The sequence below is a fragment of the Devosia geojensis genome (assembly GCF_000969415.1).
Taxonomy (GTDB): domain Bacteria; phylum Pseudomonadota; class Alphaproteobacteria; order Rhizobiales; family Devosiaceae; genus Devosia; species Devosia geojensis.
In genome coordinates, this window is the sequence record NZ_JZEX01000055.1 from 1 (window position 1) to 23,191 (window position 23,191).

The 23,191-nt window shown below is 64.9% G+C and carries 20 protein-coding genes and 1 pseudogene; 7 read left to right on the forward strand and 14 right to left on the reverse strand.

The annotated features are described in order from the left end of the window. The 5 genes and pseudogenes from VE25_RS04560 to VE25_RS04580 form a co-directional block, all read left to right on the forward strand. Positions 1 to 127 (forward strand): annotated as a pseudogene (locus tag VE25_RS04560) (IS5/IS1182 family transposase); the annotation flags it as partial. Positions 128 to 290: 163 nt separating this feature from the next. Next, positions 291 to 557 (forward strand): usg protein, encoded by a 267-nt coding sequence (locus VE25_RS04565; RefSeq protein ID WP_046107420.1) that lies wholly within the window; start codon positions 291 to 293, stop codon positions 555 to 557. Between the two features lie 231 nt (positions 558 to 788). Next, entirely contained in the window at positions 789 to 2,033 is a 1,245-nt protein-coding gene (locus tag VE25_RS04570; protein WP_046107421.1) for a polysaccharide biosynthesis/export family protein, read from the forward strand. Positions 2,034 to 2,095: 62 nt separating this feature from the next. Next, the gene (locus tag VE25_RS04575; RefSeq protein WP_046107422.1) at positions 2,096 to 2,890 is read left to right on the forward strand and encodes a family 16 glycosylhydrolase; all 795 of its coding nucleotides are present in this window, start codon (positions 2,096 to 2,098) and stop codon (positions 2,888 to 2,890) included. A gap of 91 nt (positions 2,891 to 2,981) precedes the next feature. Continuing rightward, the gene (locus VE25_RS04580; protein WP_046107423.1) at positions 2,982 to 3,875 is read left to right on the forward strand and encodes a polysaccharide pyruvyl transferase family protein; all 894 of its coding nucleotides are present in this window, start codon (positions 2,982 to 2,984) and stop codon (positions 3,873 to 3,875) included. Positions 3,876 to 4,148: 273 nt separating this feature from the next. Here VE25_RS04580 and VE25_RS04585 read toward each other — a convergent pair whose 3' ends face one another. The 7 genes from VE25_RS04585 to VE25_RS04615 form a co-directional block, all read right to left on the reverse strand. Next, positions 4,149 to 5,630: a lipopolysaccharide biosynthesis protein gene (locus VE25_RS04585; RefSeq protein ID WP_046107424.1), complete on the reverse strand. Its 1,482-nt coding sequence runs from the start codon at positions 5,628 to 5,630 to the stop codon at positions 4,149 to 4,151. Then, positions 5,627 to 6,664, reverse strand: coding sequence for a glycosyltransferase (locus VE25_RS04590; protein WP_083988716.1), 1,038 nt, complete (start codon positions 6,662 to 6,664; stop codon positions 5,627 to 5,629). Before VE25_RS04590 ends, VE25_RS04585 begins: the two co-directional genes overlap by 4 nt. A 3-nt stretch (positions 6,665 to 6,667) precedes the next feature. Then, the gene (locus tag VE25_RS04595) at positions 6,668 to 7,954 is read right to left on the reverse strand and encodes an O-antigen ligase family protein (RefSeq protein WP_052731726.1); all 1,287 of its coding nucleotides are present in this window, start codon (positions 7,952 to 7,954) and stop codon (positions 6,668 to 6,670) included. Continuing rightward, positions 7,951 to 9,144 carry a glycosyltransferase family 2 protein gene (locus VE25_RS04600; protein WP_052731727.1) on the reverse strand — a complete coding sequence of 398 codons (1,194 nt, stop codon included), beginning with the start codon at positions 9,142 to 9,144 and terminating at the stop codon, positions 7,951 to 7,953. Before VE25_RS04600 ends, VE25_RS04595 begins: the two co-directional genes overlap by 4 nt. Before the next feature lie 99 nt (positions 9,145 to 9,243). Continuing rightward, positions 9,244 to 9,609 (reverse strand): hypothetical protein, encoded by a 366-nt coding sequence (locus VE25_RS04605; protein ID WP_152664508.1) that lies wholly within the window; start codon positions 9,607 to 9,609, stop codon positions 9,244 to 9,246. A gap of 41 nt (positions 9,610 to 9,650) precedes the next feature. Beyond that, positions 9,651 to 10,322 carry a sugar transferase gene (locus tag VE25_RS04610; RefSeq protein ID WP_046107426.1) on the reverse strand — a complete coding sequence of 224 codons (672 nt, stop codon included), beginning with the start codon at positions 10,320 to 10,322 and terminating at the stop codon, positions 9,651 to 9,653. Positions 10,323 to 10,801: 479 nt separating this feature from the next. Continuing rightward, the gene (locus VE25_RS04615) at positions 10,802 to 10,990 is read right to left on the reverse strand and encodes a hypothetical protein (RefSeq protein WP_046107427.1); all 189 of its coding nucleotides are present in this window, start codon (positions 10,988 to 10,990) and stop codon (positions 10,802 to 10,804) included. Between the two features lie 747 nt (positions 10,991 to 11,737). Here VE25_RS04615 and galU point away from each other — a divergent pair. Beyond that, positions 11,738 to 12,649, forward strand: a complete 912-nt coding sequence (galU, locus tag VE25_RS04620) for a UTP--glucose-1-phosphate uridylyltransferase GalU (protein WP_046107428.1) — start codon at positions 11,738 to 11,740, stop codon at positions 12,647 to 12,649. A 93-nt stretch (positions 12,650 to 12,742) separates the two neighbouring features. Here galU and VE25_RS04625 read toward each other — a convergent pair whose 3' ends face one another. The 7 genes from VE25_RS04625 to VE25_RS04655 all read right to left on the reverse strand — a co-directional run bounded on the left by VE25_RS04625 (position 12,743) and on the right by VE25_RS04655 (position 21,563). Then, positions 12,743 to 15,055 carry an AAA family ATPase gene (locus VE25_RS04625; protein WP_052731728.1) on the reverse strand — a complete coding sequence of 771 codons (2,313 nt, stop codon included), beginning with the start codon at positions 15,053 to 15,055 and terminating at the stop codon, positions 12,743 to 12,745. Positions 15,056 to 15,112: 57 nt separating this feature from the next. After that, positions 15,113 to 16,018 (reverse strand): glycosyltransferase family 2 protein, encoded by a 906-nt coding sequence (locus tag VE25_RS04630; protein WP_046107429.1) that lies wholly within the window; start codon positions 16,016 to 16,018, stop codon positions 15,113 to 15,115. A gap of 2 nt (positions 16,019 to 16,020) precedes the next feature. Continuing rightward, positions 16,021 to 17,052 carry a glycosyltransferase family 2 protein gene (locus tag VE25_RS04635; RefSeq protein WP_046107430.1) on the reverse strand — a complete coding sequence of 344 codons (1,032 nt, stop codon included), beginning with the start codon at positions 17,050 to 17,052 and terminating at the stop codon, positions 16,021 to 16,023. Next, positions 17,049 to 18,203, reverse strand: a complete 1,155-nt coding sequence (locus tag VE25_RS04640) for a glycosyltransferase family protein (protein ID WP_244466864.1) — start codon at positions 18,201 to 18,203, stop codon at positions 17,049 to 17,051. Before VE25_RS04640 ends, VE25_RS04635 begins: the two co-directional genes overlap by 4 nt. 453 nt (positions 18,204 to 18,656) lie before the next feature. Then, positions 18,657 to 19,421, reverse strand: a complete 765-nt coding sequence (locus VE25_RS04645; protein WP_046107432.1) for a FadR/GntR family transcriptional regulator — start codon at positions 19,419 to 19,421, stop codon at positions 18,657 to 18,659. 50 nt (positions 19,422 to 19,471) lie between these two features. Beyond that, positions 19,472 to 20,536 carry a Gfo/Idh/MocA family protein gene (locus VE25_RS04650; RefSeq protein WP_046107433.1) on the reverse strand — a complete coding sequence of 355 codons (1,065 nt, stop codon included), beginning with the start codon at positions 20,534 to 20,536 and terminating at the stop codon, positions 19,472 to 19,474. A gap of 19 nt (positions 20,537 to 20,555) precedes the next feature. Beyond that, entirely contained in the window at positions 20,556 to 21,563 is a 1,008-nt protein-coding gene (locus VE25_RS04655; RefSeq protein ID WP_046107434.1) for a Gfo/Idh/MocA family protein, read from the reverse strand. A gap of 293 nt (positions 21,564 to 21,856) precedes the next feature. Between VE25_RS04655 and VE25_RS04660 the strand changes: the two genes are divergently transcribed. Further along, a complete protein-coding gene (locus VE25_RS04660; protein WP_083988718.1) occupies positions 21,857 to 23,134 on the forward strand; it encodes an ABC transporter substrate-binding protein in 1,278 nt (425 codons plus the stop codon). The last annotated feature ends 57 nt before the right edge of the window (positions 23,135 to 23,191 follow it).

The window sequence follows — 23,191 nt, forward strand, 5'->3', positions numbered from 1 at the left end:
CTTCTGCAGGCTCAAGCAGTTCCGACGCGTCGCCACCCGTTTCGACAAGCTGGCAAGAAACTTCCTCGCCGCCGTCCTGCTCGCTTCAATCCGCATCTGGACTAAAGCTTATGAGTCCACGCCCTAGTTGGGGGCGAGGGGGGAAATCGACTGTCACTCAATCGCCGTGAGTGCTGATTTCCCCCAAACCTTTGGAATCACTACCCTTGAGGCGATGGTGCCGCGACCGGCGGAACCTTGCGGATAGCGTGCGGGTCGCGGCGACCAGCACGTGATCCGCGAGGTGTGACATGGATTCCGCTTTCATGCGCCAAATGGAAGGCTACGGCCTGACCACGGCCCAGATCTTCTACCGCCTGCCGGACCAGCCCTCGCTCCTGCAGCAGTTCATCTGGCAGCAATACGATCTGGCGCCGGATTTTCCCGAACTCGCGCACTTCCTCGACTTCTGGAACAGCCGCATCGACGGGCCGCTGCATTCCGTGCGGATTGCACACAAGCGGCTCATCAAGCCGGCCGAATTCCGGGCCGTCAACGGCGTCGTCACGCTTCACTGACCCCTTGCATGAGCTTCCCTGAGAGCGCAGGGCAGGGTTGAGCGATACGCGCAGCGCGTGGGGTCGAGCGACAGAAAACCCATGTTAGTCTGGGATTTGCGTGTTGCGGACAGGCACTTCGCCGGCCGTGCGCGTGCCGTATCTCACCCTGGCGATCCGTTCTTGCCCAAATGCTGGCGACATTTGCACAGACGGTCTTCCCCGCCCGAAACCAACAGCGAGAAAAAGCTCATGGCGAAAGCGAGACGCGCCGGGTTTGCAGGATTGTCCGTGCTGCTGGCCGGACCGATTGCAGCGTGCCTCATGGCGTTTCCGGCGAGCGCCCAGCAAAGCGAGCCCTATCGGCTCAACGTGTCGGACAAGCTCGTTGTCAGGGTCGTCGAGTGGAAGGCGTCGGAGGCGCTGTTCGAGGAATGGACGGCGCTGGGAGGCGAATACCTGGTGGGGCCGACCGGCACCACGGCCTTTCCTTTCATCGGCGAGACCGAGAGCGCAGGCAAGACGCCGAGCGAACTCGCCGACGCGGTCGCCAAGGGCCTGCAGGAATCCCTGGGGCTGATCACCGCCCCGACAGTATCCGTCCAGATCGCCCAGTTCGGCCCGATCTATGTGACCGGGGACGTGCAGTCGCCGGGCGAATATCAGTATTCCCCGGGCCTTAACGTCATCAAGGCGCTGAGCCTTGCCGGCGGGGAGAGGCGGGCCACGGATTCGACCGGGCGCGCCGAGCGGGAGGTGCTCACCAGTAGCGGACAATATGACGTGCTGCGCGAGCAGTATCTGCGGCTTCTCGTGCGCAGGGCCCGGCTCGATGCCGAGCTTGCGGGTGCCAGCGAGATCGCCGTGCCCGACGAGATCGCACAATCCGAGGATGCGCAGGCGCTGGTGGCGGCCGAGCAGGCCATTCTCGAAGCCAATTCGCGCCAGCTCAACTCGCAGACCGGTGCTCTGCAGGACCAGGTGGCGCTGCTCGACCGTGAGCTCGAGACCTTCACGCAGAAGCGCACGACCCTGGAGCGCCAGCTGGGCCTCGCCGAGGAGCAGCTCGCCAACGTGCGCAACCTCGCCGACGAGGGATTGAGCCTCGTCTCTCGCGTTTCCTCGCTCGAGAGCAATGTCGCCGATTTCCAGGGGCGCTTGCTCGATATCGATACCGCAGTACTCCAGGCGCGCCAGGATATCGGCGAAGCCGACCGTGAGCGGGCCCGCCTGGCAGATGTGCGCGTCTCGGAGCTGACGGCCGAGCGGCAGGAGGTCGACGGGCAGATCGCCGAGCTCGGCTTCAAGCTTGCGACGCAGGAAGGGCTCGTGCGCGAGGCCGTCGCCTATAGCGGCATCGCTGCCGCGAGCGGCGGCCAGGCCGTCGCGACCTATACGTATACGATCGTGCGCGGCGGGGAGGAAATCCCGGCCGACACAACCAGCGAGGTGAAGGCCGGCGACGTGGTGATCGCGCGGCTGCAAGTTTCGCAATGAGGAGGTGAGAGCAGGGCCGACCGGCCCTCGCGATGTTGGTCTCAATCGGTAAAGGCGTACACATGACCAGGGTGCAGTCATCGCGCAGGGCAGCTTATGGACTTGCTTGCCTTGCTCTCCCGCTTTCGGCGGCGGCGCAGGCGCAGGAAAGCTTCTTCGATACCTTTTACACGCTCAACCAGCAGCGCTGGTACGTCTCGGACGGCTGGGCGAACGGCCCGCACCAGAACTGCCTGTGGTCGGCGGGGCAGGTCACGACCGGCCAGGGAAAGCTGCGGATCGGCTTTGCGGCGATCCCGGCTGGAGACCGTTCCTACAGCTGCGGAGAAATCCAGACCAAGCAGGCCTTCGGACACGGTACGTTCGAGGCGAGCGTGAAGACGCCGGCCGGCTCCGGCCTCAATGCGGCGTTCTTCACCTATATCGGCCCAGCACAGGGTTCAGCACACGACGAGATCGATTTCGAGATACTGACCAAGGACACGCGCACCGTCGAAACCACGACATTCGTCAACGGCAGGAGCGGGGACGGGCTGGTCGGCAGTGGCGAGAAGCATGCGCTGCCGCACCCCTCGAACTGGGACTACATCGACTACGCGGTGACCTGGGAGCCCAACGAGGTGCGCTTCTATGTCGACAAGCAGCTCATTCGCACCATCACCGATCCGGCGATGATCCCGAACAACCCGCAGCGGATCTTCTTCAGCCTGTGGGGCAGCGACACGCTCGTCGACTGGATGGGGCCGTTCGAACCGCCCGTCGGCCCCATTTCCATGCAGGTCGACTGGGTCGCCTATACCGCGCTCGGCGAAGGCTGCGCGTTCGAGGCTTCGGTGCTGTGCGCCGAGGCGAACTAGCTTGGGCCGCAGGCCCACAGCTCTCTAAAATCGAGGGCCGGGGGTCGCCGGCCATATCAGATACTGCGGACACGCAACCAAGGGGTCTTGAATGAAGCTGGTGTTCTTCCGCGGCAAGGTGCCGAACTTCGGCGACGAGCTCAATCTGCACGTGTGGCCGGAGCTCCTGCCGTCCGGTTTTCTCGATGAGGATGAAAGCGAGCTCTTCGTGGGCATCGGCTCGATCATCGGCAATCATCTCGACCCACAGGCGCGCAAGTTCGTCATGGGCTCGGGCTATGCCGGCTATATGGGCCTGCCCGACGTTCATGACGGCACGTGGGACGTCCAGTTCGTGCGCGGGCCACGCACGGCCGAAAAAATCGGCGTCTCGCCCGATCTTTCCATCTGCGACAGCGCGGTTCTGCTGCGCGCGATGGAACTGCCGGCGCCGGCCGAGAACGTCGGCGTTGCGTTCATGCCGCACTACGAGAGCCTGGAGCGCGGCATGTGGGCCGAAGCCTGCCGGCTGGCCGGGATCACGCTCATAGACGCGACCGAACCTGTCGAGAAGGTGCTGGCACAGCTGCAAGGGGCAAAGCTCCTCATCACGGAGGCCATGCACGGGGCAATCGTCGCCGATGCGCTGCGCACGCCCTGGATCGGAGCAAAGCCGATCTACAGCGGGCATCACATGAAGTGGCTCGATTGGTCCGGAGCGCTCGATATCGACCTGCGCATGCACGATCTGCGGCCCTCCAGCGTTCTGGAGTTCTATATTGCCACCACCGGGCGCGGCGGTGGCAAGGGGCGGGCGGGAAGGCTCAACGAGTCGCCGCTCGCGCGCATTCCCAACTGGATCCTCACTCACTCGGCCGCGCGGCATCTCCAGAAGATGGCGAAGCTCGAGCCGCAGATGAGCAGCGACGCCAAGATCGCCGAAGTCACCGAGCGGGCGGAGGCGGCGGTCGACAGGTTCGTGAGGAGCCGGGTTTCGGTGAGCTGAGGGGCCAGAGGTCGATCGCTGCCTCGCCCTTTCAGGAGCGGTTCAGCGATCCACCAGTGCTTTCCACCCCCCAATGTCACCCCGGCGAAAGCCGGGGCCCATCCTGAGATGCACCGTCAGCCGCAAGGTGTTGTGGACGGGGCAGTTCTTTCCGTGTTCGTGGATGCGTTCCGGGCTGGGTCGCGGCTTTCGCCGGGATGACAGCCGGTGGAGGTGGAAGCATCGTGCCCTCCACACCCTTCCCTCTCCCCATATGGGGAGGGGGAGAGTACATCAGCGCCGCTTGAGCACTGCAGATTTCATCTGCATCAGGCGCCTGCGGGCAAGGACCGCCAGAACGAGCGTATAGACCACCGCGCAGAGGCCGATGGTGGCGGCGAGACGCAGGACCGGGTCCGTGTCCGCGAGCGCATGCTGAGCCGCAAGGCCGGCGCCGGCCATGACGAGGGTCGCGAACGTCGGCACGGCGAAGGACCAGAGATAGGCGAAGAGCGACACGCCGAGGATGCTGGCGACCATATAGGCGGCCGGCAGCCACATCAGGTAGTTTTGGATGACGACGGCGATCGTCAGCGCGTCGACGCCCCAGGAATGGAAGAGCAGGACATAGAGGATCGTGCCGACCTGCTTGGCGACGAGATAGTAGAACCAGAGGTTGGCCTGGCCCTGGCTCTTGACCAGGGAGGACTGCAGCACACCGATGCTGGCGAGCAGCCCGAGGGCGCAGAATGCCTGCACGGCGATGACTGCACCGGTCCAGTTCCCTCCGAAGGCGAGCGGAATGAAGTCCTGCGCGATCAGCGCGAGGCCGACGAACACCGGGAAAGAGACGACTGAGGAGACGAAGGTGGCAAAGCCATAGGCCTCGCGCAGTTTCTCGCGCTCCTTCTGCATCGAGGAGAGCAGGGAATAGGAGACGTTGCTCAGGGCGCCGGTGATGAGATCGCTGAGAATCTGGTAGATGCGGCGCGCGAAGCTGTAGATGCCGAGGCCGGCGGGGCCGAGCAGGGCCCCGATCAGGATCTGATCGACGCTGATGAGGGTGATCAGCCGGTTGCCGGAAGCGAAAAGACCGAAGGAGCCGAGCTCTTTCAGGGCCTTCGGCGAGAAGCTCAGGTGCGGCCACCAGCGGGCGGTGACCATGGCTCCGATGCAGGAAACGGCGGCGGTGGCGAGCTGGGAGAATGCCAGAGCCCAGAGACCGAAACCGAGCCAAAGCAGCGTCAGGCACCCGACCGCCGCCACCAGTGAGGCGACGGCGGTGCGCATGGCGAGCTTCTTGAACGACATGGAGCGCACGAGCAGCGCATTGGGAACGGCGGCAGCCATCTCGAAGATCACGCGCGCGCCGATGAAGGGGATGAGCGCGGCCAGAACCGGTTCACCGAGCTGGGCCGCGACGGGAGCGGCGGCGATGCAGAGCGCGGCATAGATGACGATACCTGCGCCGACGCAGAGCCAAAAGACGGTATCGAGATGCCGCCGTTCGATCCCGACGCGCTGGATCAACGCTTCGCCAAAGCCCGCGGGAGCGATGGCGGTGCCGAGGGTGGCGACGCTGGCGGCAAAGGCGACGAGGCCGAACTCGGCAGGCCCCAATACGCGGGATGTCGCCATGAAGACGAGGATACCGAAAGCGGCGGGCGCAAAGCTGCTGATCACCGACCAGAACGCGCCGCGCACGGCGGCGACAGTGCGGCCGCTCTTGACGTGGTCGAGGGTGTTATCCGGTTCGATGGCGCCGGCAGCCGTCATGCGCGGACGACCTCTCGCGTCGGAGCCGGGCCGCCGGGAGTGTCGGAAATCTGCTCGAGCCGTGACTGCACGAAGCGCTCGAAGTCCGGCGTCAACCGTCCGAGGGTGAGGATGGCGAGACCTCGCGCACGCAGGCGCAAAGCCTCGCCGCCCGCGAGCTGGCCGTCGAGGCCCGGCATGACCAGCGCCTTGGCAAGGGTTCGGGCGCGCTCGGCCGGCGGCGCGGCAAAGAGAGGGTTGGTGAGGAAGGCGCGCCGGCGCTCCCTCGGAAGTTGGCTCCAGACGATGCGCTGGAGAACCTGCACGGAACGCTTGAGATCAAGCTCGCGGCGCACGTAGGAGGATTTGAGCTCGGCATTGCGGGTCGTCTGCTCGGCATTCTCGGCCCACACGGCCAGGGGCTCCATCGCTACATAGATCGGCTCGCAGACCGAGAACGTGCGCATGTATTCCTGAAGCGTCGCCGTGCAGGCGAACCGGATCTCGAGCCGGCAGCTGGTGTCGCGCGACCAGAAGAGCCCGCCATTGGAGACGCCGATGCCGATGAGCAGGGACTGGCGGAAATCCTCTGGACTGTAGAGGCCCTCGACGAAGAGATGGTCGAGCACGCCGCCTTCGCTGAGGTGCGCGCGATCCGTGCCGCTCGCGTGCTCAATGAACTGGTTGCGCAACACGATCTCGACGTCGTTGTCGCGGCAGAGGGCGATGTTCTCTTCAAAGAAGGTCGGCAGGACAAGGTTGTCGTCCTCGACCACGCAGAAATAGTCGGCGTCGTGCGGGTTGTCGGCCGTGAAGCACTGGTCGATGTTTTTGGAAGCGAAGCGCTGCGGAACGTTGTGGGTGTAGCGGATGCGCGGATCGGCGAGGGCGTCGACGGCGATGCGCCCGGATTGCCCCGGATCGTCGTCATAGACGTCGCAGACCCAGTTCTCCCAGCTCTGGGCGATGAGGGAGGAAAGGGCGCGCTGCAGGGCCTCGGGACGTTTGTATGTCGGTGTGCGCACATGAACGAGGCCGGCGTTGCGTTCGACCATGGATCATTCTCCTGCGACGAGGCCCGGGCCGGTCGCGGCGGGCGGAGGGTTCGGTTGGCGGCGCGGACGCGTGGGCGCGCGGCGCGCCAGCATGGCGAGGCCATGGGCGGCATAGACGAACGTCGCGACAACGAGGATGGAGCGGACGCTGAACTCGAAGAACACCTCGACCTCGATGAAGCTGCGCAGGATCACCAGGGCCTGCATGCCGAGGAGAAAGGCGTTTTCGGCGGTGGGGCGCGCGAGGGCGTAGACCGTCATGAGTATGGCGCCGCCATAGATGACGAAAACCTGGAGCGCCATGCCCAGGAGGCCGATCTCGACGGCGTTGGAGATGTAGGTGTTATGGAAGTTGAAACCGGCTCCGGAGGGCACCAGGAACATGGCCCAGAGCTGCTCGGCCGGCGCGTAGCCCGTCACCCAGAACGCCCGGTAGCCGAGGCCCTGCAAGGGACGCTCGGCGATGAAGGAGAGGCCGATGGCCCAGAGGTCCGTTCGCCCGGTCAGGGTCGCGTCCTTGCCGGAGCTGTTGAGGATGTCGGCGAGGAGCGTTTCGCCATTGGTCATCAGGAAGAGCGCGAAGGCGGCCGAGGCGATCAGCGCGCAAACGGACAGAAAGACCTTCTGCATGCCTGTCAGGCGCTCGGTGAGCATGACGCCGAGAATGACGCCGATGCAAGGCACGACCATCATGATGGCGCCGGCCGACTGGGCGAAGACGAGAAGGGGCGGCGAAATCAGCGCGCCGCCGAGCGCCGAGAGGCGCAGCAGGAACGGCGAGGTCCGGTCGAAGACAAGCGCCGCCGAAACCAGCGCAAAGACGGCAACGTGAGCGGCAAACGCATTCTTGCTGCCGAAAATGCCGAGCCAGGCCGCTCCCATGGGCCGATGGCCGATGGTGAGGCTGAGAACCACGCCTATGGCATAGACGATGAACAGCATGCGCAGGAGCGTCGACGCGGGGACGCGCCCGGCGACGACGATGGCGATGGCGAGCGTCAGGAAGAGCTGGATGGAATAGCGCAGCGTCGCGTCGGGGAATAGGGACCAGAGAGTCGAGAGAAGGCAATAGGCCGGCAGGAGAAGGAGATACCACCAGCGTGCGAAAAGCCAGGCGCTGTGCTGGATGTTGCTGACGATGAGCAGGCATCCGCAGGCGAGGAACGTCGCCGCGGAAAGTGAACGGAAAATCGGGTTCAGCACCAGCGCCGAGAGCGCGAGGAACGTGAGAACTGCGGCGATGTCGATGGAGACGTAGCGCGGCGCGGCGGTGCGATAGGTCGCGGTCATTGGGCTGCCACCCCCGCATGTCGCGCCGACGCGGGGGCGATGACATCCAGATCGGCGGCGGGGATGAAGCCGGCCGCATAGAGCCCGGCTGCATCCTCGCAGATCACCCGTGCGCCATCCCTGCAGAGATCGGCGAGTTCGGCCCAGGTTTGACGCGGTGCGGGCAGCGACCAGTCCGTCTCGGAGGGCGGCACATAGGCGGGCACGCGCCGTTCCGCAGACGCGGCGGCGCCGAGGCGTAGCTGCCCACGTAGCGTTGTCGACCTGCGAGCCGGCGCCGCTGCGCGCCGCTGCCGGTCGGCAAGCGAGCCCCAGAGGTTGGAGACGAGGCGGGGATCGCGGACAATCGACGCGATTGCGCCGATGGCGTCGCGCTGCTTGATGGCGGCCACCAGCCGCTCATAGGCGTGGCTGCGGGTCAGGCGCGCCAATCGTTCGGCAAGTGCTGCCTCGACGGCGGGCGTGAAGGGACCTTGACCGGCGAGCCGGCGCTGGTTGTCGATCATGGCCGCGACGTCTCCGGCCGAGAGGCGGTGCGAGATCGAGCCGGCGTGGCGGCGGTAGAGATACCAGGGTTCGGCGACGACCTGCATGTTCGCTCCGGCGAGGAGAAGCCGGAGGACGAGGTCGTAGTCCTCGCCGATGCGCAGCGTCTCGTCGTAGCGCGCGCCGGCAAGGGCGGAGACCTTGATGAGGGGCTTGAGGTAGCCGAGCGGCGCGGTACCCGGGCGGATGCCGGCGAGGATCCATTCCTCGGGCGGGACGCGGAAGGCTCGAGGGCTGCCGTCGGTCAGGAGGAGGCGGGCAGGTGAGCCATCCTCATGGAAGTGCAGGAGATCGTCGGCAACGATATCGGAGTCGAAATGAGCGGCGGCGGCCAGCAGCCGCTCGAAGCGCTCCGGGTGGATGATGTCGTCGGAATCGACGACGGCGATCCACTGGCCCTGTGCCAACTCCAACGCCCGGTTGCGGGCGCGGGCGGGGCCGCCATTGCCATCCGCCTCGACGAGGCGCACGCGATGGTCGCGGTCCATGAACGCGCGCACGAAATCGAGGCTGTCGTCGCCGGAGGCATCGTCGGAGACGATGACTTCGAGATCGGCAACGGTCTGGCCGAGCACGCTTTCGAGCGCCCGCACGATCTTGCGGCCGGCCCGGTAGTTGGCCATGACGACAGAGATCAGCGGCACTTGCGCTCCTTCAAGCTGGGGCGTGACTCAGGCATGATTTCGCCAACCGGCTGCGTGAGCTTCGCGAGCGATCGGTCGGCGGCCGCCGGGCGAAGGCCTTCAGAGGTCCGTGCCGTCGAGCACCGCGTCGACGTCAGCGAGCATCTTGTTCAACTGGGCGATATGCTCGGTGATCTGCTTGATGCGGCGGCTTGCGGCGGCGGCGTTGTCCTCGGCCTGCCGGATCGCCTCTTCCTCGGCGCTGTCTCGCTCGGCGAACTCCGGGGAGTTGTCGAGCAGGCTCGTGGCCTGTGCGTAGTAGACGTCGAGGCGGCGCTGCAGGCCATCCCGCTCACGGGTCGCGCCCTCGATGGCCGAAGCGATCGAGCGGCGCACGGTCATGAAACGATCGAGATCGGTATTGGCGTCACGCGCCGGATTGCGGGTGCGGAACATCCTCGAGCCCATGGAGAGTATAGAGGCCATGTTCTAACTCCCGATCGATCCGAAACGCAAACCGCCGGTGCTCAGCGGCTGCCGGTGCGCGACAGCACGACCTTGACAGTGCGCAGCATGATCATGATGTCGCCGAAGAATGACCATTCCCTTACATACTGCGCATCGAGCTGCACGCGCTGGTCGTAGTCGACATCGCTGCGTCCGCTGACCTGCCAGAGGCCGGTGAGGCCGGGGCGGGTGCTGGCGTAGGCGGCGATGTCGCCACCATAGCGCACGATCTCGGCTTGGACGATGGGGCGGGGTCCCACGAGGCTCATCTCGCCGCGGACGACGTTGATGAGCTGCGGCAGCTCATCAAGGCTCGTCTCGCGCAGGAACCGGCCGATGCCGGTCACGCGCGGGTCGTTGCGCAGCTTCTGGGTGGCATCCCATTCGGCCTTGGCCGCGGGGAACATCTCGAGATGCCGCGCCAGGGCTTCCTGGGAATTGACGACCATCGAACGGAACTTCAGGCAGCGGAAGCGCTTGCCTTTGTGCCCTATGCGCTCGTGAGCGAAGAACACCGGGCCCCTGTCGGTCGAGAACATGATGACGGCGATGAAGAACATCGCGGGCAGGGCGCAGAAGAGCAGGATCGACGCCGTGGTGACGTCGAAGGCGCGTTTCAGCGTGCCACCCTTGGGCTCGCCGACTTCCGATGCGATCTGCGAAACATCCAAACCAGCATTGATGACGGACATTTTCTTAAAACCCGCACTGAGGAAATGACATTGGCTGCGTTTCCGGTCCCAGGATTCAGGCTGAACGTTCCGGGACAGGGCCGTATCTCTGGTAAGCGCGAAACACGGCTGTTTCGTAATCAAGGGCCAAGGCGAGCCGCGAGGGGCACGCCGTGAGAGATTGGTTACAGGCGCCAAGGGCTGATCGGACATCGAAAGGGTGCTGGGACCCCCAACTCAATCAGCCGGCCTCAATAAGCTTGAAGGGAACATGAATGGCAAACAGCTGCAACACTTCGGCTGCATGGCAGTCATGCACGGGCGCTGCCCTAAAAAGGGCCAAATCTCTACGGTCGGGAGGTGAGACGTCGAGGGTGCGGCGCTATGGTGAACACGCGCCCAAAAAGTGTGCAACTTTGCGGCTACTTCAAATATAGCCGGCGGGAAACGTGGCAGGGTGATGTAATATTCATCTCAGCCGCGTTGTTCGAGTGCCCAGGTCAGAGGGTAAACAGGAAGACGATGCCGTTCCACAGGAGGTAGACTCCGGCCCAGCCGGCGACGATCACGGCAAGCGCCGTCACGCCCCATGGCCAGCGCGACCAGATGGTCTTGCGGTCATCGAGGTTCGGGGCGTGCAGATGCGTATTGCCGACGACGGCTTTGTCGTCGTGCCCGTCCTGCTGCATGCGAACCTCCTCGTCTCGTGTGGGTGCCTGCGACACCAGTTACTTATGCGCGCCGCTCCAGGAAAGCTGCAGGCGTCACGGCGAAGTGACCCCTGTTTTCGCTGGAACGCCTTACTTGCGGTAAACGCGGGCCTCTGCCCTGCGGTCGCGCTCCGCGACGGCTTTTTTGTATGAGGCGCCAACCCCTATCCATCGGCCAACTGCAAACGGCTTCCGCTTTCTGCCGATTCCCGGGCGTTTCGCGCGCTCGCCGCTTCCTGTGGTCGAAAGTAGCCGCGCTGCAAAAACTGCCGATCCGGGTTCTGGCCAGAGCCGAATTTCGATCAGCCTCAGTTGCGCAGTAATAGCCGTTGGAAAGGGAAACTACAATGCGCATCCCCCTCAACTCTCCACAGGACCTTCGTTGCAGTTGATGCCTATCAAAAGAGCTCGCTCAGCGTCGCGGCATCAAGTGAACTGCCTGATTAATGTGCATCGTTGCCGTATTGTTAGGCAGTGATCGTGCAGTTTTTCTAAAATTTTTCTCGCAATCCCTGCATTCAATTGCCCAGCACGGGTAGACACGTTTTTGTCATCATAAGTTCACGTGCCGCCGTTTGTGGCAGATTTTGGGCCGAGGGCTTTGAATGTGCCTTCGTGTTGCTTGCATCGTAGGTATGCATCGCGCCGAACTCTTTATAGTAGACTTTGCGTACCCCCTATGGTGCCCTTCCAGGGCACAACGTTACTAACCTCAGGAGTTCGTCCATGGTGAAACGTGTCAGGACTGCCGTCTTCCCCGTCGCAGGGCTTGGAACACGGTTCCTGCCGGCAACCAAGGCCATGCCGAAGGAAATGCTGACGGTCGTCGACCGCCCGCTCATCCAATATGCGGTCGACGAGGCGCGCGAAGCGGGCATCGAGCATTTCGTCTTCGTGACCGGCCGCAACAAGGGCGTGATCGAAGACCACTTCGATCGTCAGTTCGAGTTGGAGACTACACTGGAAGCGCGCGGCAAATCAGCTGCGCTCGCCGAACTGCAAAAAGACCTGCCGTCGGCCGGCCGCACGAGCTTCACCCGCCAGCAGGAGCCGCTCGGCCTCGGCCATGCGGTGTGGTGCGCGCGCGATATCGTGGGCAACGAACCGTTCGCTCTGTTGCTGCCCGACATGCTCTTCAAAGGCGAGCCGGGCGTCCTCAAGCAGATGATGGAGACCTACGAGGAAACCGGCGGCAACGTCATCGCCGTCGAGGAAGTGCCGCTCTCGGAAGTCTCGTCCTATGGCGTCGTCGCCAGGGGCGAAGGCTCGGACGAAGGCTTCCGCATCGCCGAGATGGTGGAAAAGCCCAAGCCCGAGAAGGCGCCGTCCAACCTCATCATCTCCGGCCGTTACATTCTGCAGCCGGAGGTCTTTTCCCTCCTTGCCGACCAGCCCCGGGGGGCGGGCGGCGAAATCCAGATCACCGACGCCATGCAGACGCTGATGAAGAGCCAGCCCTTCATCGGTGTGAAGTACCGCGGGCAGTCGTTCGACTGCGGCTCCAAGGTCGGGTTCCTCACGGCCAACGTCGTCTACGCCCTGGATCGCGACGATATCCGCGATGGGTTCCTCGAGGCGCTGGGCAAGGTCGGGCTCGACAGCCGTCTGCCGAATCCGCTGCTGCGCGCGGCCGAATAGCCGTTCGGCTATCATCCGCCACGAAAAGGGGCGCCACTTCGGGTGGCGCCCCTTTCGTTTGAGCTGTCGGTGGGGAAATGTCGGGAGCCGGTGCTATTGCGCCGGTGTCTTCTGTCGCGGGGCCGGCGCAGGGGCGACCTGATAGTAGCGGTCATAGCTGCCGACGAACTGCTCGGCGGCGCCCGGATCGCTGTAGCGACCGAGGCGGGCGAAATTGACCTTGTTGAGCACGACGCCGATGATCTCGTCGGCGAACTGCGGCTCGTTCTCGACAAGGGCGCGCACCAGCCGGCGCGGCGTGCGGCCCCATTCGGTCACGAGGATGAAGCCGTCCGTCCAGGGCTGGATGGAGAGCGCATCGACCATGGGCCCCAGAGGGGGCAGATCGATCACCACATAGTCGAACTCGCGGCGGACTTCCTCGAGCAGCGTCTGAATGACCGGAGAGCTGAGGAAATCGTTGGAGGTCGCGGCCGTCGCCGAGGAGGTGGCCGGCAGGATGACGAGGCCGGTCTCGGCGTCGGTGCGCGCGATCTGGCGCCACGGCACGCCGACGGCCAGGTCCATGAGGCCGAGGCCGGCGTCGGGAGTGACGAGCTGGCTGGCAGCCGGCTGACGCAGGTCCGCATCGATCAGCAATACCTTGTCGCCGTTGACGGCGAGCATCTCGGCGAAAGAGACGGCGAAGGTCGTCTTGCCCTCGCCGGGCAGCACCGAAACGGTGCCGATCGTCACGGCGCGGCCGGCGCGATGGCGCTTGCGCACCATGAGCTTGGCGGACTTGAGGGTTTCGAGGAAGGCCGTTGTCGGCGCGTTGGAGCGCCGCCCGATCACCTGGTCGCGGATATAGCGATGGTTCTGCAGCGCCGTTGCCTTCTTGCTGCGCCGGGTGCCGGCGCCGTTGAGGCGGGGCAGGTAGCCGATGAAGCGCAGCCCGAGCTCGTTGGCGATCTGGCTGCCGATGCGGAAGGAGCGCTCGCGCAGCTCGTTGACCGCGCCCGCTCCCACGCCGAGGAAGGCGCCAAAGATCATGGCACCGGCGAGCACGAAGAGCGTGCGCGGACCGGACGGATCGCGCGGGAGTTCGGGATCGGTGATGATGCGCACGCCCGGAATCGGGAAGGACTGGCGCTGGATCGATTCCTCGTACCGTGACAGGTAGGTGTTGTAGAGCAGCCCCAGTGCCGACGAGCGCTGCTGGAGCTCGGTCAATTCGACCTGAGCCTGGTTGGTCTCGGCGGCGGCGCGTCCCTCGGCGTTGATCTGTTCGCGAAGCCCGTTTTCCTGGCGTTCGGCGACAGTGAGCTGATTGCGGTACTGCTCATTGAGGTTGCGCAGCTGGACGAAGATCTGGTCGTTGAGTGCATTCCGCTCCGCCTGCAACACCGCGATCTGCGGGTGGTCGGCGCCATAGGCGGCGGTGACCTCGTCGATACGGCGAACGATCGAGGCGTAGCGGGTGCGGATGGTGGCAATCTCGGTGCCGTCGATGCCGGGACCGTTGAGCATGGCCACGTTGTCGCCGGCGGTCTCCGGTCCGGCATCGATCACGGTCTGCAGCTGGTTGGAGAGCGCGCGCACGCGTGAGGTTTCGGCCTGAGCCAGGACGAGCTGACTGGTCAAAGCCTCGAGGCGCTGGTTGCTCAGCGTCTGGTCCTCGCCGATGGTAAGGCCGCTCTCGCGCCGGAACTGCTCGACATCGAGGGTTGCCTGGCGCTGGCTGGCGCCGAGCTCGGTGAGGCGCCCCTGTAGCCAGTCGGTTGCCTGACGAGTGGCATCGAGATCGGCGTTGAGCTGATCCTGGACGAAAGCCAGGGCATAGGCGTTGGCGATGCGGTGGGCGAGCTCGGGCGAGGTGGTTTCGTAGGCGACGCGGATGACGGCGCTGCGCCCGACGCGCTCGACATCCACATTGGCGCGGAGCGCTCCCGCAGCTTCCTCGACGGTCGCCTGTGTCGCGGGCGGCTCGTCGTCGGAGCCGAACAGTGGCGAAAGCAGGCCGGTGACCACGCCCTTGATCCGCCGGGTGAAGGAGGGCGGAGGATTGAGGAACTCCGGATCGGTCATCAGGTTCTCGGCCTGCGCCACGGCCGTGGCGATGCGACTCGATTTCAGGACCTCGATCTGGTTGAGGACCTCGGACTCCAGGTCCATGGCGCTGGTGGGCTGGGCCACCTCGCTCACCACCTCGCGCAGGTTCTTGTCGATGAGGATCTGGGCGGCCGACACATAGGTGCGTGGCGCCAGGGCGAGATAGAACACGCCGAGGCCGATCCCGAAGGCAAGGCCCAGCGCCAGCACCCGCCACTGGCGGCGCAGGACCGAGAGGATCCTGTCGACGTCGATGAACTTGAGATCGGCCAGCCGTGGGGCGTTCATGTCCGGGAAATTGCCTCGTTCAAGCATGGGCGCGTTTTCCCTCTGTTGCGTTATGGTCATCGATAACCGGATGATCGGGCGTGATCATGACGGCTTGACTTCGCCGTAGTGGACGGCCTGGCGGGCGCCGAAGATGCCGCTGATGACGCCCATGTGCAGCACGGCGCGCAGGAGGTTGCGGCGCCAGTGAACGGGTGAAAAGGCGGTGGCGGCGGTCATGACGATGCAATACCCGGCCTTTGCGGCGGCTACGCCGGCGTCCTTTAGGTTGGGGCCGCCGGCAACGGCCTTCAGGCGCATGCCGTGGGTCTGCCCGGCGCGCAGACGCCGGCTGACGAGCCAGCCCATGCCGGCTCGGTTGGCGGGCACGGGCTCATAGACGATGGCGCCCGGCGCCTCGACGATGGCGCCGCCGAGGTCGCTGAGGCGATAGAAGAAATCGGTATCCTCGCCGCCGGATCTGCCCAGCGCCGGGTCGAAGCGCAGGATGTTGGCGGGCGCTGACCAACGGATCAGCACGTTGCAGGTATAGCCGGTGCGGATGGCGCCGTTGACGATGACGGGCAGGGTGGAATGGAAATCGCCCTCGACCAGCCAGCCGGGGGAGGCGGGGGAGTAGACCGCGCGCACGGGGCCGAGCACGGCAGCGGCCCCGGACGCTTCGGCAGCTTCGAGCAGCTTTTCGAGCCATACGCGAGAGACGGTCTCGTCATCGTCGACGAAGGCGATGAATTCGGCGCTCGCTTCGTCGAGGCAGGCGTTGCGGGCGATGGAGATGTTGGCCGCGGGGCTGTGGAGATAGATGATCGGGAAGGGAAAGGTCTGGGCGATCCGCTCGACCAGTGGGCGGGCCGACGGCGTTTCGTCGTTGTCGGAGACGATCACGCGCACGTCGGTTTCGCCCACCTGCAGGGCGGCGATGGACGCCAGCGTTTCGGCCAGATGCGGCCGGCGGAAGGTGCAGATGCAGATATCGACGCTTCTTGCCATGCTCACGTCCTTGCTTTCCCGTCGCCCGTGAAGGTGCGCGCAACATGCAGCCAGAAGCCGGAAGACCAGGCGAGATGCATGATCATCGCGGCAACCCCGACGAGCGGCGCGCGGCTGAAGGGCAGCCCGTATTTGTCGAAGTGGCGGTAGGTGGCATAGGCGCCGAGCGCCAGGCACGCGATGCACCAGAGAACAAGCGGGACCAGCGCGCTCCAGTGGACGAAAGAGAGCAGGGCCAGCGCGACGGCCGGCAGGATGACGAGCGGCAGCATCTGGCGGACGCGCGGCACCATGCGGTGTTTCAGGATATTGCGGGCCCTCCCGCTGCCGTAGCCGAAGTACTGCTTGAAGAGCTTGGAGGGCGTCGAGCGCGGATAGTAGGTCATCACTGTCGCGGCGGTGAGCCAGATGCGGTAGCCGGCGCTGTTCAGGCGGTAATCAAGCTCGGCGTCCTCGTTGAACCGGAAGGTCTCGTCGTAACCGCCGACGGCGCGGTAGGCGGAAATGCGCATCAGCGCGTGATGCCCATGATCGACGAAGCGGCCGCCGAGCCCGGTGCGGTGGGCCGAGCCGCCGGTGCCGACGAGGGAGTTCTGGGCGGTGGCGACGGCGCGCTGGAACGTGCTCTCGCCGACGGTGATCATCGGCACGACGATGCTATCGACGCCGAGCTCCTGCGCTTCGCGAACCAGCGCGCGGCAATAATCCGGCGGATATTTACCGTGGGCATCGATGCGAACGACGTATTCGGCTTCATCGCCGAACTTTTCGACCGCCAGATTGATGGCGGCGCTCTGGATGCGCTTGGGATTGTCGATGAACGAGACGGATGCGTGTTGTTGCGCGTAACGGGCGGCGATGTCGCGGGTGCCGTCGGTGCTGCCACCGTCAGCGACGACGATCGAGGCGCCCATGGCTTCGGCCTCGACCATCAGCATGTCGAGAAGGCCGGCGATGTGGCGCGCTTCATTGAGCGTCGGCACGACGATCAGGCATCTAGAGTAAGTCTCGACGGGTGCGCTGGTTTCGCTCATGCGGCTTGCCTCACGGCCTCACTGGTGCCGGCGAGGGTTCTCAGCCGGTCGACGAATTCGACGCATTCGGCGGTGCCGAAGGCGAAATGGTTCTGGGGAACCGCGGCGACGGCCCCGGCCAGTTCGGCGATACGGGGCAGGGTGAGGCTGCCGAGGCGGGCGAGAAGCGTTTCCGCGCTGATGTCGGGCACGGTGACGCCAATCCCCTGCCGCTCGATGAAGGCGGCGGTCTCGGTGCCGGCGAGCGCGATGGGGACGGCGCCGTGCAGGCATCCCTCATAGATGCGGTTGGGCAGGAGCCACTGGGAATTGAGGCCTTCCTCGAAGAAGTCGATCGCCCAGGCCAGATGCACCTCGGAATAGATCGAGGCGAGATCCTGCGGATTGCGGTAAGGGCCCATGAAGCGCATGTGCGGCTGGGCCTCGACGAAGCCGTGGAAGTCGTCGAACTCGGTGAGAGCGGGCCGGCCGCGCAGGATCACCTCGACCTTGCCGTCCATGGCGTTAGCGAAGCTGGCGAGCGCCGCAAGGGACTTGCTGCAGCGCAGCGCCCCGAACCAGCCGATGCGGATGGGCCCGTCCGGCGCGGCATCCGGAGCCAGCGAAGGGTTCCGGCCGCGATCGCCGGTCTCGAAGAACACCTTGTTCTCGATGACGACGGCGGGCGGGGCGCCGTGGATGTCGAAATAATTGCGCAGGAACGCCGGCGAGCTGGTCACCAGCAACGAAGCGTCACGGGTCAGGTGCTGTTCGGCACCGCGCATGGCCCTGCCGACGAGGTCCTCGCGCAGGAGCAGGCGATGGATGTCGAGACATTCGTAGACGATGGGCGGCTGCGAAGGCCAGAAGGCGCGCAGCTTGCCGGCCAGCGGCAGCATCTCGAGGTTGCGCGCGATGATGACGTCGGGGGCGCCGATCGGTTGAAGGCGGCGTGTGATCGAACGATGCGCGCGCACGACCGCCATGATCCGCTGGGCAAAACGCGCATCGAACGTCTCGCCGAGCTCGACATAGTTGACGACGTCCAGGTCCGGCGGGGTAGTATCGGCGCGACGAAAGCCGGCAACGGCGACTTCAGCGCCGCCGGTACGCATCATGTCTATACGGCGCCCAACGGCGGGATCGGCCAGGTTGGGCACCAGGTAGAGCACTTTCGGCAATGTTGTTTCTCCTGTCCCGAGGGGCAGTCTTGGCAACTTGCGGCGGGGTTTTCAGCTCTTGCCCGCAATCGCTCGCGAACAGATCGGCTGCTCGCTTAAGCAGCTCAGTTTCCGGGCGCGCCGGCCCGCCAAAATGCAGGGTCGATGCGCGAGGGCGATCGCACGAGACGTCTGCCTGCAAGTAGGACGCGAGGAGCCTTAAGGGTCAATCCGGGATGTCGCGGGACAGGTTTGCGATATTCGCATAACTGCGGACCGGTTGAAGCTCACTTGCAACTGACTGGTGTTTCTGGAGATTTGGAAATCGTGGCCGAGGTGTGGCGCGTGAAGCGCCGGTGTTTTTCGTCTGATCGGGGCGGGGAATTTAGGCGGCATTGTGCCGATGCGCACCGATCTCCGGGCTGTCGCCGCCTGCACGACGGGAAGCTTCGGCGGATTGTCCGGTTAGCGTCCCGTGCCCTCGGAGGAGGCCGTCTCGGGCGCGAAGCGGCCGCGCTCGTCGGCTTCCATCAGTTCGTTGATGACATTGCGGATGTGGCGGGCCATGGCCTTGTAGGCGGCGTCGGGGTTGCGCAGGCGCAGGGCCGAGAGGATGGCGTGGTGGTCGCCGATCCAGAGCGGGCGCACGCTCTCGGCGTGGATGTGCTCATGGAGTTTCTTCCACATCACCGATTCGTCGCGCTGGGCCCACAGCGTCTCGATCATCGAGACGATGATGGCGTTGCCGGTCATCTTGGCGATGGTCATGTGGAAGTCGCGGTCGCCCTTTTCCTGGAGAAGGACGACGTTGGTCTCGCGCTCCATCTGGTGGATGCATTCTTCGAGCACCATGAGGTCGTAGCTGGTGGCGCGCTCGGCGGCGAGCGCGGCGGCGCTTGCTTCGATGGCGAGGCGCGCTTCCAGCAGTTCGAACGGGCCGGGACCGATATCGCTGTCCGGCAGGTCGAAGGAGACCTGGCTCACGCGCGCCGGCAGCACGACGATGCCGGCGCGGCCCTTGACCTCCACGATGCCGCGCATCTCGAGGGCGATAACCGCTTCGCGGATAACAGGCCGGCTGACGCCGAGCTCTTCGGCGAGCTCACGCTCGGAGGGCATGCGCCAGTTCCTGTTGCCGGCGTTCTGCTCGATCATGCGGGCGAGCTGGCGCGCGACGACCTGGTAGAGGCGTTGGTCCGACTGCAAACGCGGTAACGGTTCCTGTTGCACTCAGGCCTTCCTCTCCGGCGGCATGCGCCATGTCGTCGCGCGAGTATCCACTACGGCAGCCAGGAGCGATAGAGCGGGTGATCCGCAGTGATCGGCAGCGGCGTCGGCTGGCCGGTGCGCTGCGAATGGTAGGCAGCGGTGACGAGCTCGAGGGAATTACGCGCGTCCTGCAGGGTCACGGGCGGTTCGCCGCCCTCCACGATCGCCTGGTGGAAGAGCTCGAACTGACGGGTGTAGCCATCCTCCTTGACCACATAGTTGGCGAGGGCCGCGTCGATCCGCGCCTGGTGTTCGGGTTCGCCGGCGGTGAACACCCACGGGTCGCGGCCCATGGTATAGGGCTCGAGGATGCTCTCGGCGACCATATCGGCAAAGCAGAAGCGTAGGCGCGAGATCTCCTTGCGCGAGCCGAGAGTCATGGAGAGGGAGGCGAGCGAACCGTTCTGCATCTTGACGGCGAGGGCCATGGTGTCCTCGACCTCGATCTTGTTCACCAGCGTCTCGCCATAGGCGAAGACCTCGGCGCAGGCGCCGTGGACGTAGTTGAGCATGTCATGGGCGTGGATGGCGTGGCCGAGGAGTCCGCCGCCCAGTTCGGTTGCCCATTTGCCGCGCCATGGCACCTCGTAATAAGCAGGGCCCCGCCACCAGTGGGTCTCGATGGTGGTGAGGAACGGGCGGCCGGTGAGGCCGAGCTCGATCAGCATCTTCAGCTTCTGCAGGCCCGTGCCGTAGCGGTACTGGAAGATCGGCATGAACTTGCGGTCGGTGCCGGCAACGATCCTCGCCATCTCGTCGACCTCGGCGATGGAGCCGAAGAGCGGCTTTTCGCAGGTGACGTGCTTGCCGGATTCGATCGCGCGGCGCGAAAGGTCGAAGTGCGAGTGCGGCGGGGTCGAGATGTCGATGATGTCGAGGTCGTCGCGGGCAAAGAGTGTCTCGACGTCCTGCGTGTATTCGGCGATGCCGTATTCGGCGACGAGCGCCTGGCCGCGGTCCTCATCGAGCGAACAGAGGACGGGCACCTCGTAGAGACTTTCGTTCCACTTGTAGCCGACGAGGTGCCGCTGGGCGATGCCCGCTCCGACGACGCCGACGCGCAGTTTCCTGGTCATTTGCTGGTTCCTTGGACGCTTAGTTCTTGGTGAGCACGGTCGCCTTGGCCTGCGCCTCGAGCGAGAGGCGGCAGACCTCGAAGACGTGGCGCTGGGTCATCGCCGTTTCCGTGCGGTTCTGCACGTCGTCGATGAACTGGGCGAAATAGTCGAGGGGTTCGTTGGAGCAGTCGATGTATTCGACGCCCGCCTTGTTGACGAGGAAGAGGTGGTCCTTGCCCTCGCGTCCGGCGATGTCGACGTATTTGCGCAGCTCGATATACCCCTCGGTACCGAGGATGGTCAGACGCCCGTCGCCCCAGGTGGGCAGGCCGTCGGGCGTGAACCAGTCGACGCGCACATACCCCGATCCCTTGTCGCTGCGCAGCAGCACCTCGCCGAAATCCTGGAATTCCGGCGCCTTGGACGTGCCGAAGTTCCCGACAGTGGAGGCGACCACCTCGCCTATCTCGGACCCGGTGTAGAACAGGAACTGATCGATCTGGTGCGAAGCGATGTCGACGATGATGCCGCCGAACGCATCGAGCTCCCAGAACCAGTCGGGCCGCGAGCTGCCGAGCCGGTGCGGCCCCATGCCCATTGTCTGCACGACCTTGCCGATAGCCCCGTCCTTGACCAGCTTGCCCGCCTTGACCGCCGAGCGCACGCACAGCCGCTCGGTAAAGCAGACCGAAAAGATGCGGCCGGTATCCTTGACCGTCGCTTCGAGTTCGGCGAGCTGGTCGAATGTCGTCGCGCCGGGCTTGTCGACCATCACGTCCTTGCCGGAGCGCATGGCGCGCAGCGCGATCCCCGCGCGGTCGCGCGGAATGGCGGCCGTGCAGATGACGTCGATGCTCGGATCGGCAAAGATTGCGTCGCGGTCGATTTGCGGTGCATCCGGGTAGGTCTGGGCGAAGGTATCAACCAAGCCCGGCACGGACGTCTGCGGGCAGTAGCCGACGAACTCGGCGCCTGCGCGGGTCAATCCCTTGACGTGGTCGAAGATGTGTCCGTGGTCGATCCCGACGACCGCAAATCTAAGCATCGCGAAGCTATCTCCTGTCGATTTTGTCTGGAAGCCGGCCCGATCAGGATGATGGGAAGGCGTGGAGTTTGGTCAAACCAGATTACGGGAGGACTGCAATGTCAAGAGAATTTGGCACCGCAATGTGACGGCTTTTCCCAGCCGATTTTGCCTCATGCACTTGATTTTGAGGGGAAATGCCGCCGCTGACAATTTTGCGTCTGAGGGAGGGTTGACAATCTGGTCTTACCAGAACACGGTTGCGCCCCTGGCGATAGGCCATGCGTGGCATACGTTCCGGGAGGAGGAAACTGATGCGTAGGATCATGAAAACGACGAGCGCGCTGGCGCTGATGGTGGCGGCGCTGCCGGTTACAACGGCGCTCGGGCAGGAAATCCGGGTGTGGGCGGGCGACACCGGCACGGGCGGCGTGCTCTTCGAGGAGATGGCCAAGTCCTTCGAGGAGGCCAACCCGGGCGTCGATGTCGTCGTCGAGGAGGTAAGCTACCAGACCATCGTCGAGAGCCTGCCGGTGCAGCTCGAGGCGGGCGAAGGGCCTGACATCGCCATCATCACCGACCTCGGCGGCCTCAGCCGCTTCTATCTCGACATCACCGAGTATGTGGACGCCGACTATTTCGAGCAGGAATGGGGCCAGACACTGCAATGGCTGCGGGGCGGCCAGCAGACCGACGCCATTTTCGGCATGCCGACGACGCTGACCGTCAACGGCGCCTATGTGAACCTGACCCTCTTCGAGCAGGCGGGCGTGCCCGTGCCGGAGGAGGGGGCGACCTGGGAAGAGTGGGCAGCGGCCGCCAAGCAGGTTGCCGAGGCGACCGGTACCGAGTTCGCCATGGAGATGGACCGCTCCGGCCACCGCTTTGCCAGCCTTGCCATAAGCTACGGGGCCGAGATGGTCGACGAGGAGGGCAGGCCGGTGATCGACGATGGGCTGCGCGCGGCCATCGAGCAGTTCGTTGCCTGGCATCAGGACGGCACCATGCCCATGGACTTGTGGGGCGCGGTGGGCGGCGCGACGCACCGTGAACTGTTCTCGGATTTCCTCAACGCCAATGTCGTCTTCTATTTCGGCGGCTCGTGGACGCTGAGGCAGATGGATACCGAGGTCGGCGACCTGTTCGATTGGGCAGTGGTGCCAACGCCGTGCGGACCGTCCTCCTGCACGGCAATGCCGGGCGGCGGGGCCATGACCGCCTTCGCTCACACCCAGCATCCGGAGCTGGCGGGCGCGCTGATCAATCACTATGCGCAGCCTGAAAACCTCGACCATTACATCTCGACCGAAGTCGAGATTCCGTCCGCGTCCTCGCAGATCGAGAACGGGGTGGAATATCCCGAGGCCTCAGAGCGGACGAGAGAGGCGCTCGCGACCTTCACCGCCCAGATCCCCAAGATGGCGGACGCGGCCTATCGCTTCCAGGGCTGGCGCTTCCAGCGGGCGATGATGAACTCGCTGACCACCCGCATCAGCCAGGTGCTCAACAACGAGCTCGATATCGATGCGGCGCTCACGCGCATCGAGGAAGACGTGAACCTCGCCATCGAAGCGGCCGGCGGCCAGTCGTAACGGCTTCGGGGCGGCCGCGCGTTGCGGCCGCCTCTCCAAACAAGACCGCAGGAGGAA

What these genes read in the sequence shown, in the direction of transcription:
- VE25_RS04565 (WP_046107420.1), top strand. Translation starts at nt 291, where the DNA reads ATGGATTCCGCTTTCATGCGCCAAATGGAAGGCTACGGCCTGACCACG.
- VE25_RS04570 (WP_046107421.1), top strand. Translation starts at nt 789, where the DNA reads ATGGCGAAAGCGAGACGCGCCGGGTTTGCAGGATTGTCCGTGCTGCTG.
- VE25_RS04575 (WP_046107422.1), top strand. Translation starts at nt 2,096, where the DNA reads ATGACCAGGGTGCAGTCATCGCGCAGGGCAGCTTATGGACTTGCTTGC.
- VE25_RS04580 (WP_046107423.1), top strand. Translation starts at nt 2,982, where the DNA reads ATGAAGCTGGTGTTCTTCCGCGGCAAGGTGCCGAACTTCGGCGACGAG.
- VE25_RS04585 (WP_046107424.1), bottom strand. Translation starts at nt 5,630, where the DNA reads ATGACGGCTGCCGGCGCCATCGAACCGGATAACACCCTCGACCACGTC.
- VE25_RS04590 (WP_083988716.1), bottom strand. Translation starts at nt 6,664, where the DNA reads ATGGTCGAACGCAACGCCGGCCTCGTTCATGTGCGCACACCGACATAC.
- VE25_RS04595 (WP_052731726.1), bottom strand. Translation starts at nt 7,954, where the DNA reads ATGACCGCGACCTATCGCACCGCCGCGCCGCGCTACGTCTCCATCGAC.
- VE25_RS04605 (WP_152664508.1), bottom strand. Translation starts at nt 9,609, where the DNA reads ATGGCCTCTATACTCTCCATGGGCTCGAGGATGTTCCGCACCCGCAAT.
- VE25_RS04610 (WP_046107426.1), bottom strand. Translation starts at nt 10,322, where the DNA reads ATGTCCGTCATCAATGCTGGTTTGGATGTTTCGCAGATCGCATCGGAA.
- VE25_RS04615 (WP_046107427.1), bottom strand. Translation starts at nt 10,990, where the DNA reads ATGCAGCAGGACGGGCACGACGACAAAGCCGTCGTCGGCAATACGCAT.
- galU (WP_046107428.1), top strand. Translation starts at nt 11,738, where the DNA reads ATGGTGAAACGTGTCAGGACTGCCGTCTTCCCCGTCGCAGGGCTTGGA.
- VE25_RS04625 (WP_052731728.1), bottom strand. Translation starts at nt 15,055, where the DNA reads ATGCTTGAACGAGGCAATTTCCCGGACATGAACGCCCCACGGCTGGCC.
- VE25_RS04630 (WP_046107429.1), bottom strand. Translation starts at nt 16,018, where the DNA reads ATGGCAAGAAGCGTCGATATCTGCATCTGCACCTTCCGCCGGCCGCAT.
- VE25_RS04635 (WP_046107430.1), bottom strand. Translation starts at nt 17,052, where the DNA reads ATGAGCGAAACCAGCGCACCCGTCGAGACTTACTCTAGATGCCTGATC.
- VE25_RS04650 (WP_046107433.1), bottom strand. Translation starts at nt 20,536, where the DNA reads ATGACCAGGAAACTGCGCGTCGGCGTCGTCGGAGCGGGCATCGCCCAG.
- VE25_RS04655 (WP_046107434.1), bottom strand. Translation starts at nt 21,563, where the DNA reads ATGCTTAGATTTGCGGTCGTCGGGATCGACCACGGACACATCTTCGAC.
- VE25_RS04660 (WP_083988718.1), top strand. Translation starts at nt 21,857, where the DNA reads ATGCGTAGGATCATGAAAACGACGAGCGCGCTGGCGCTGATGGTGGCG.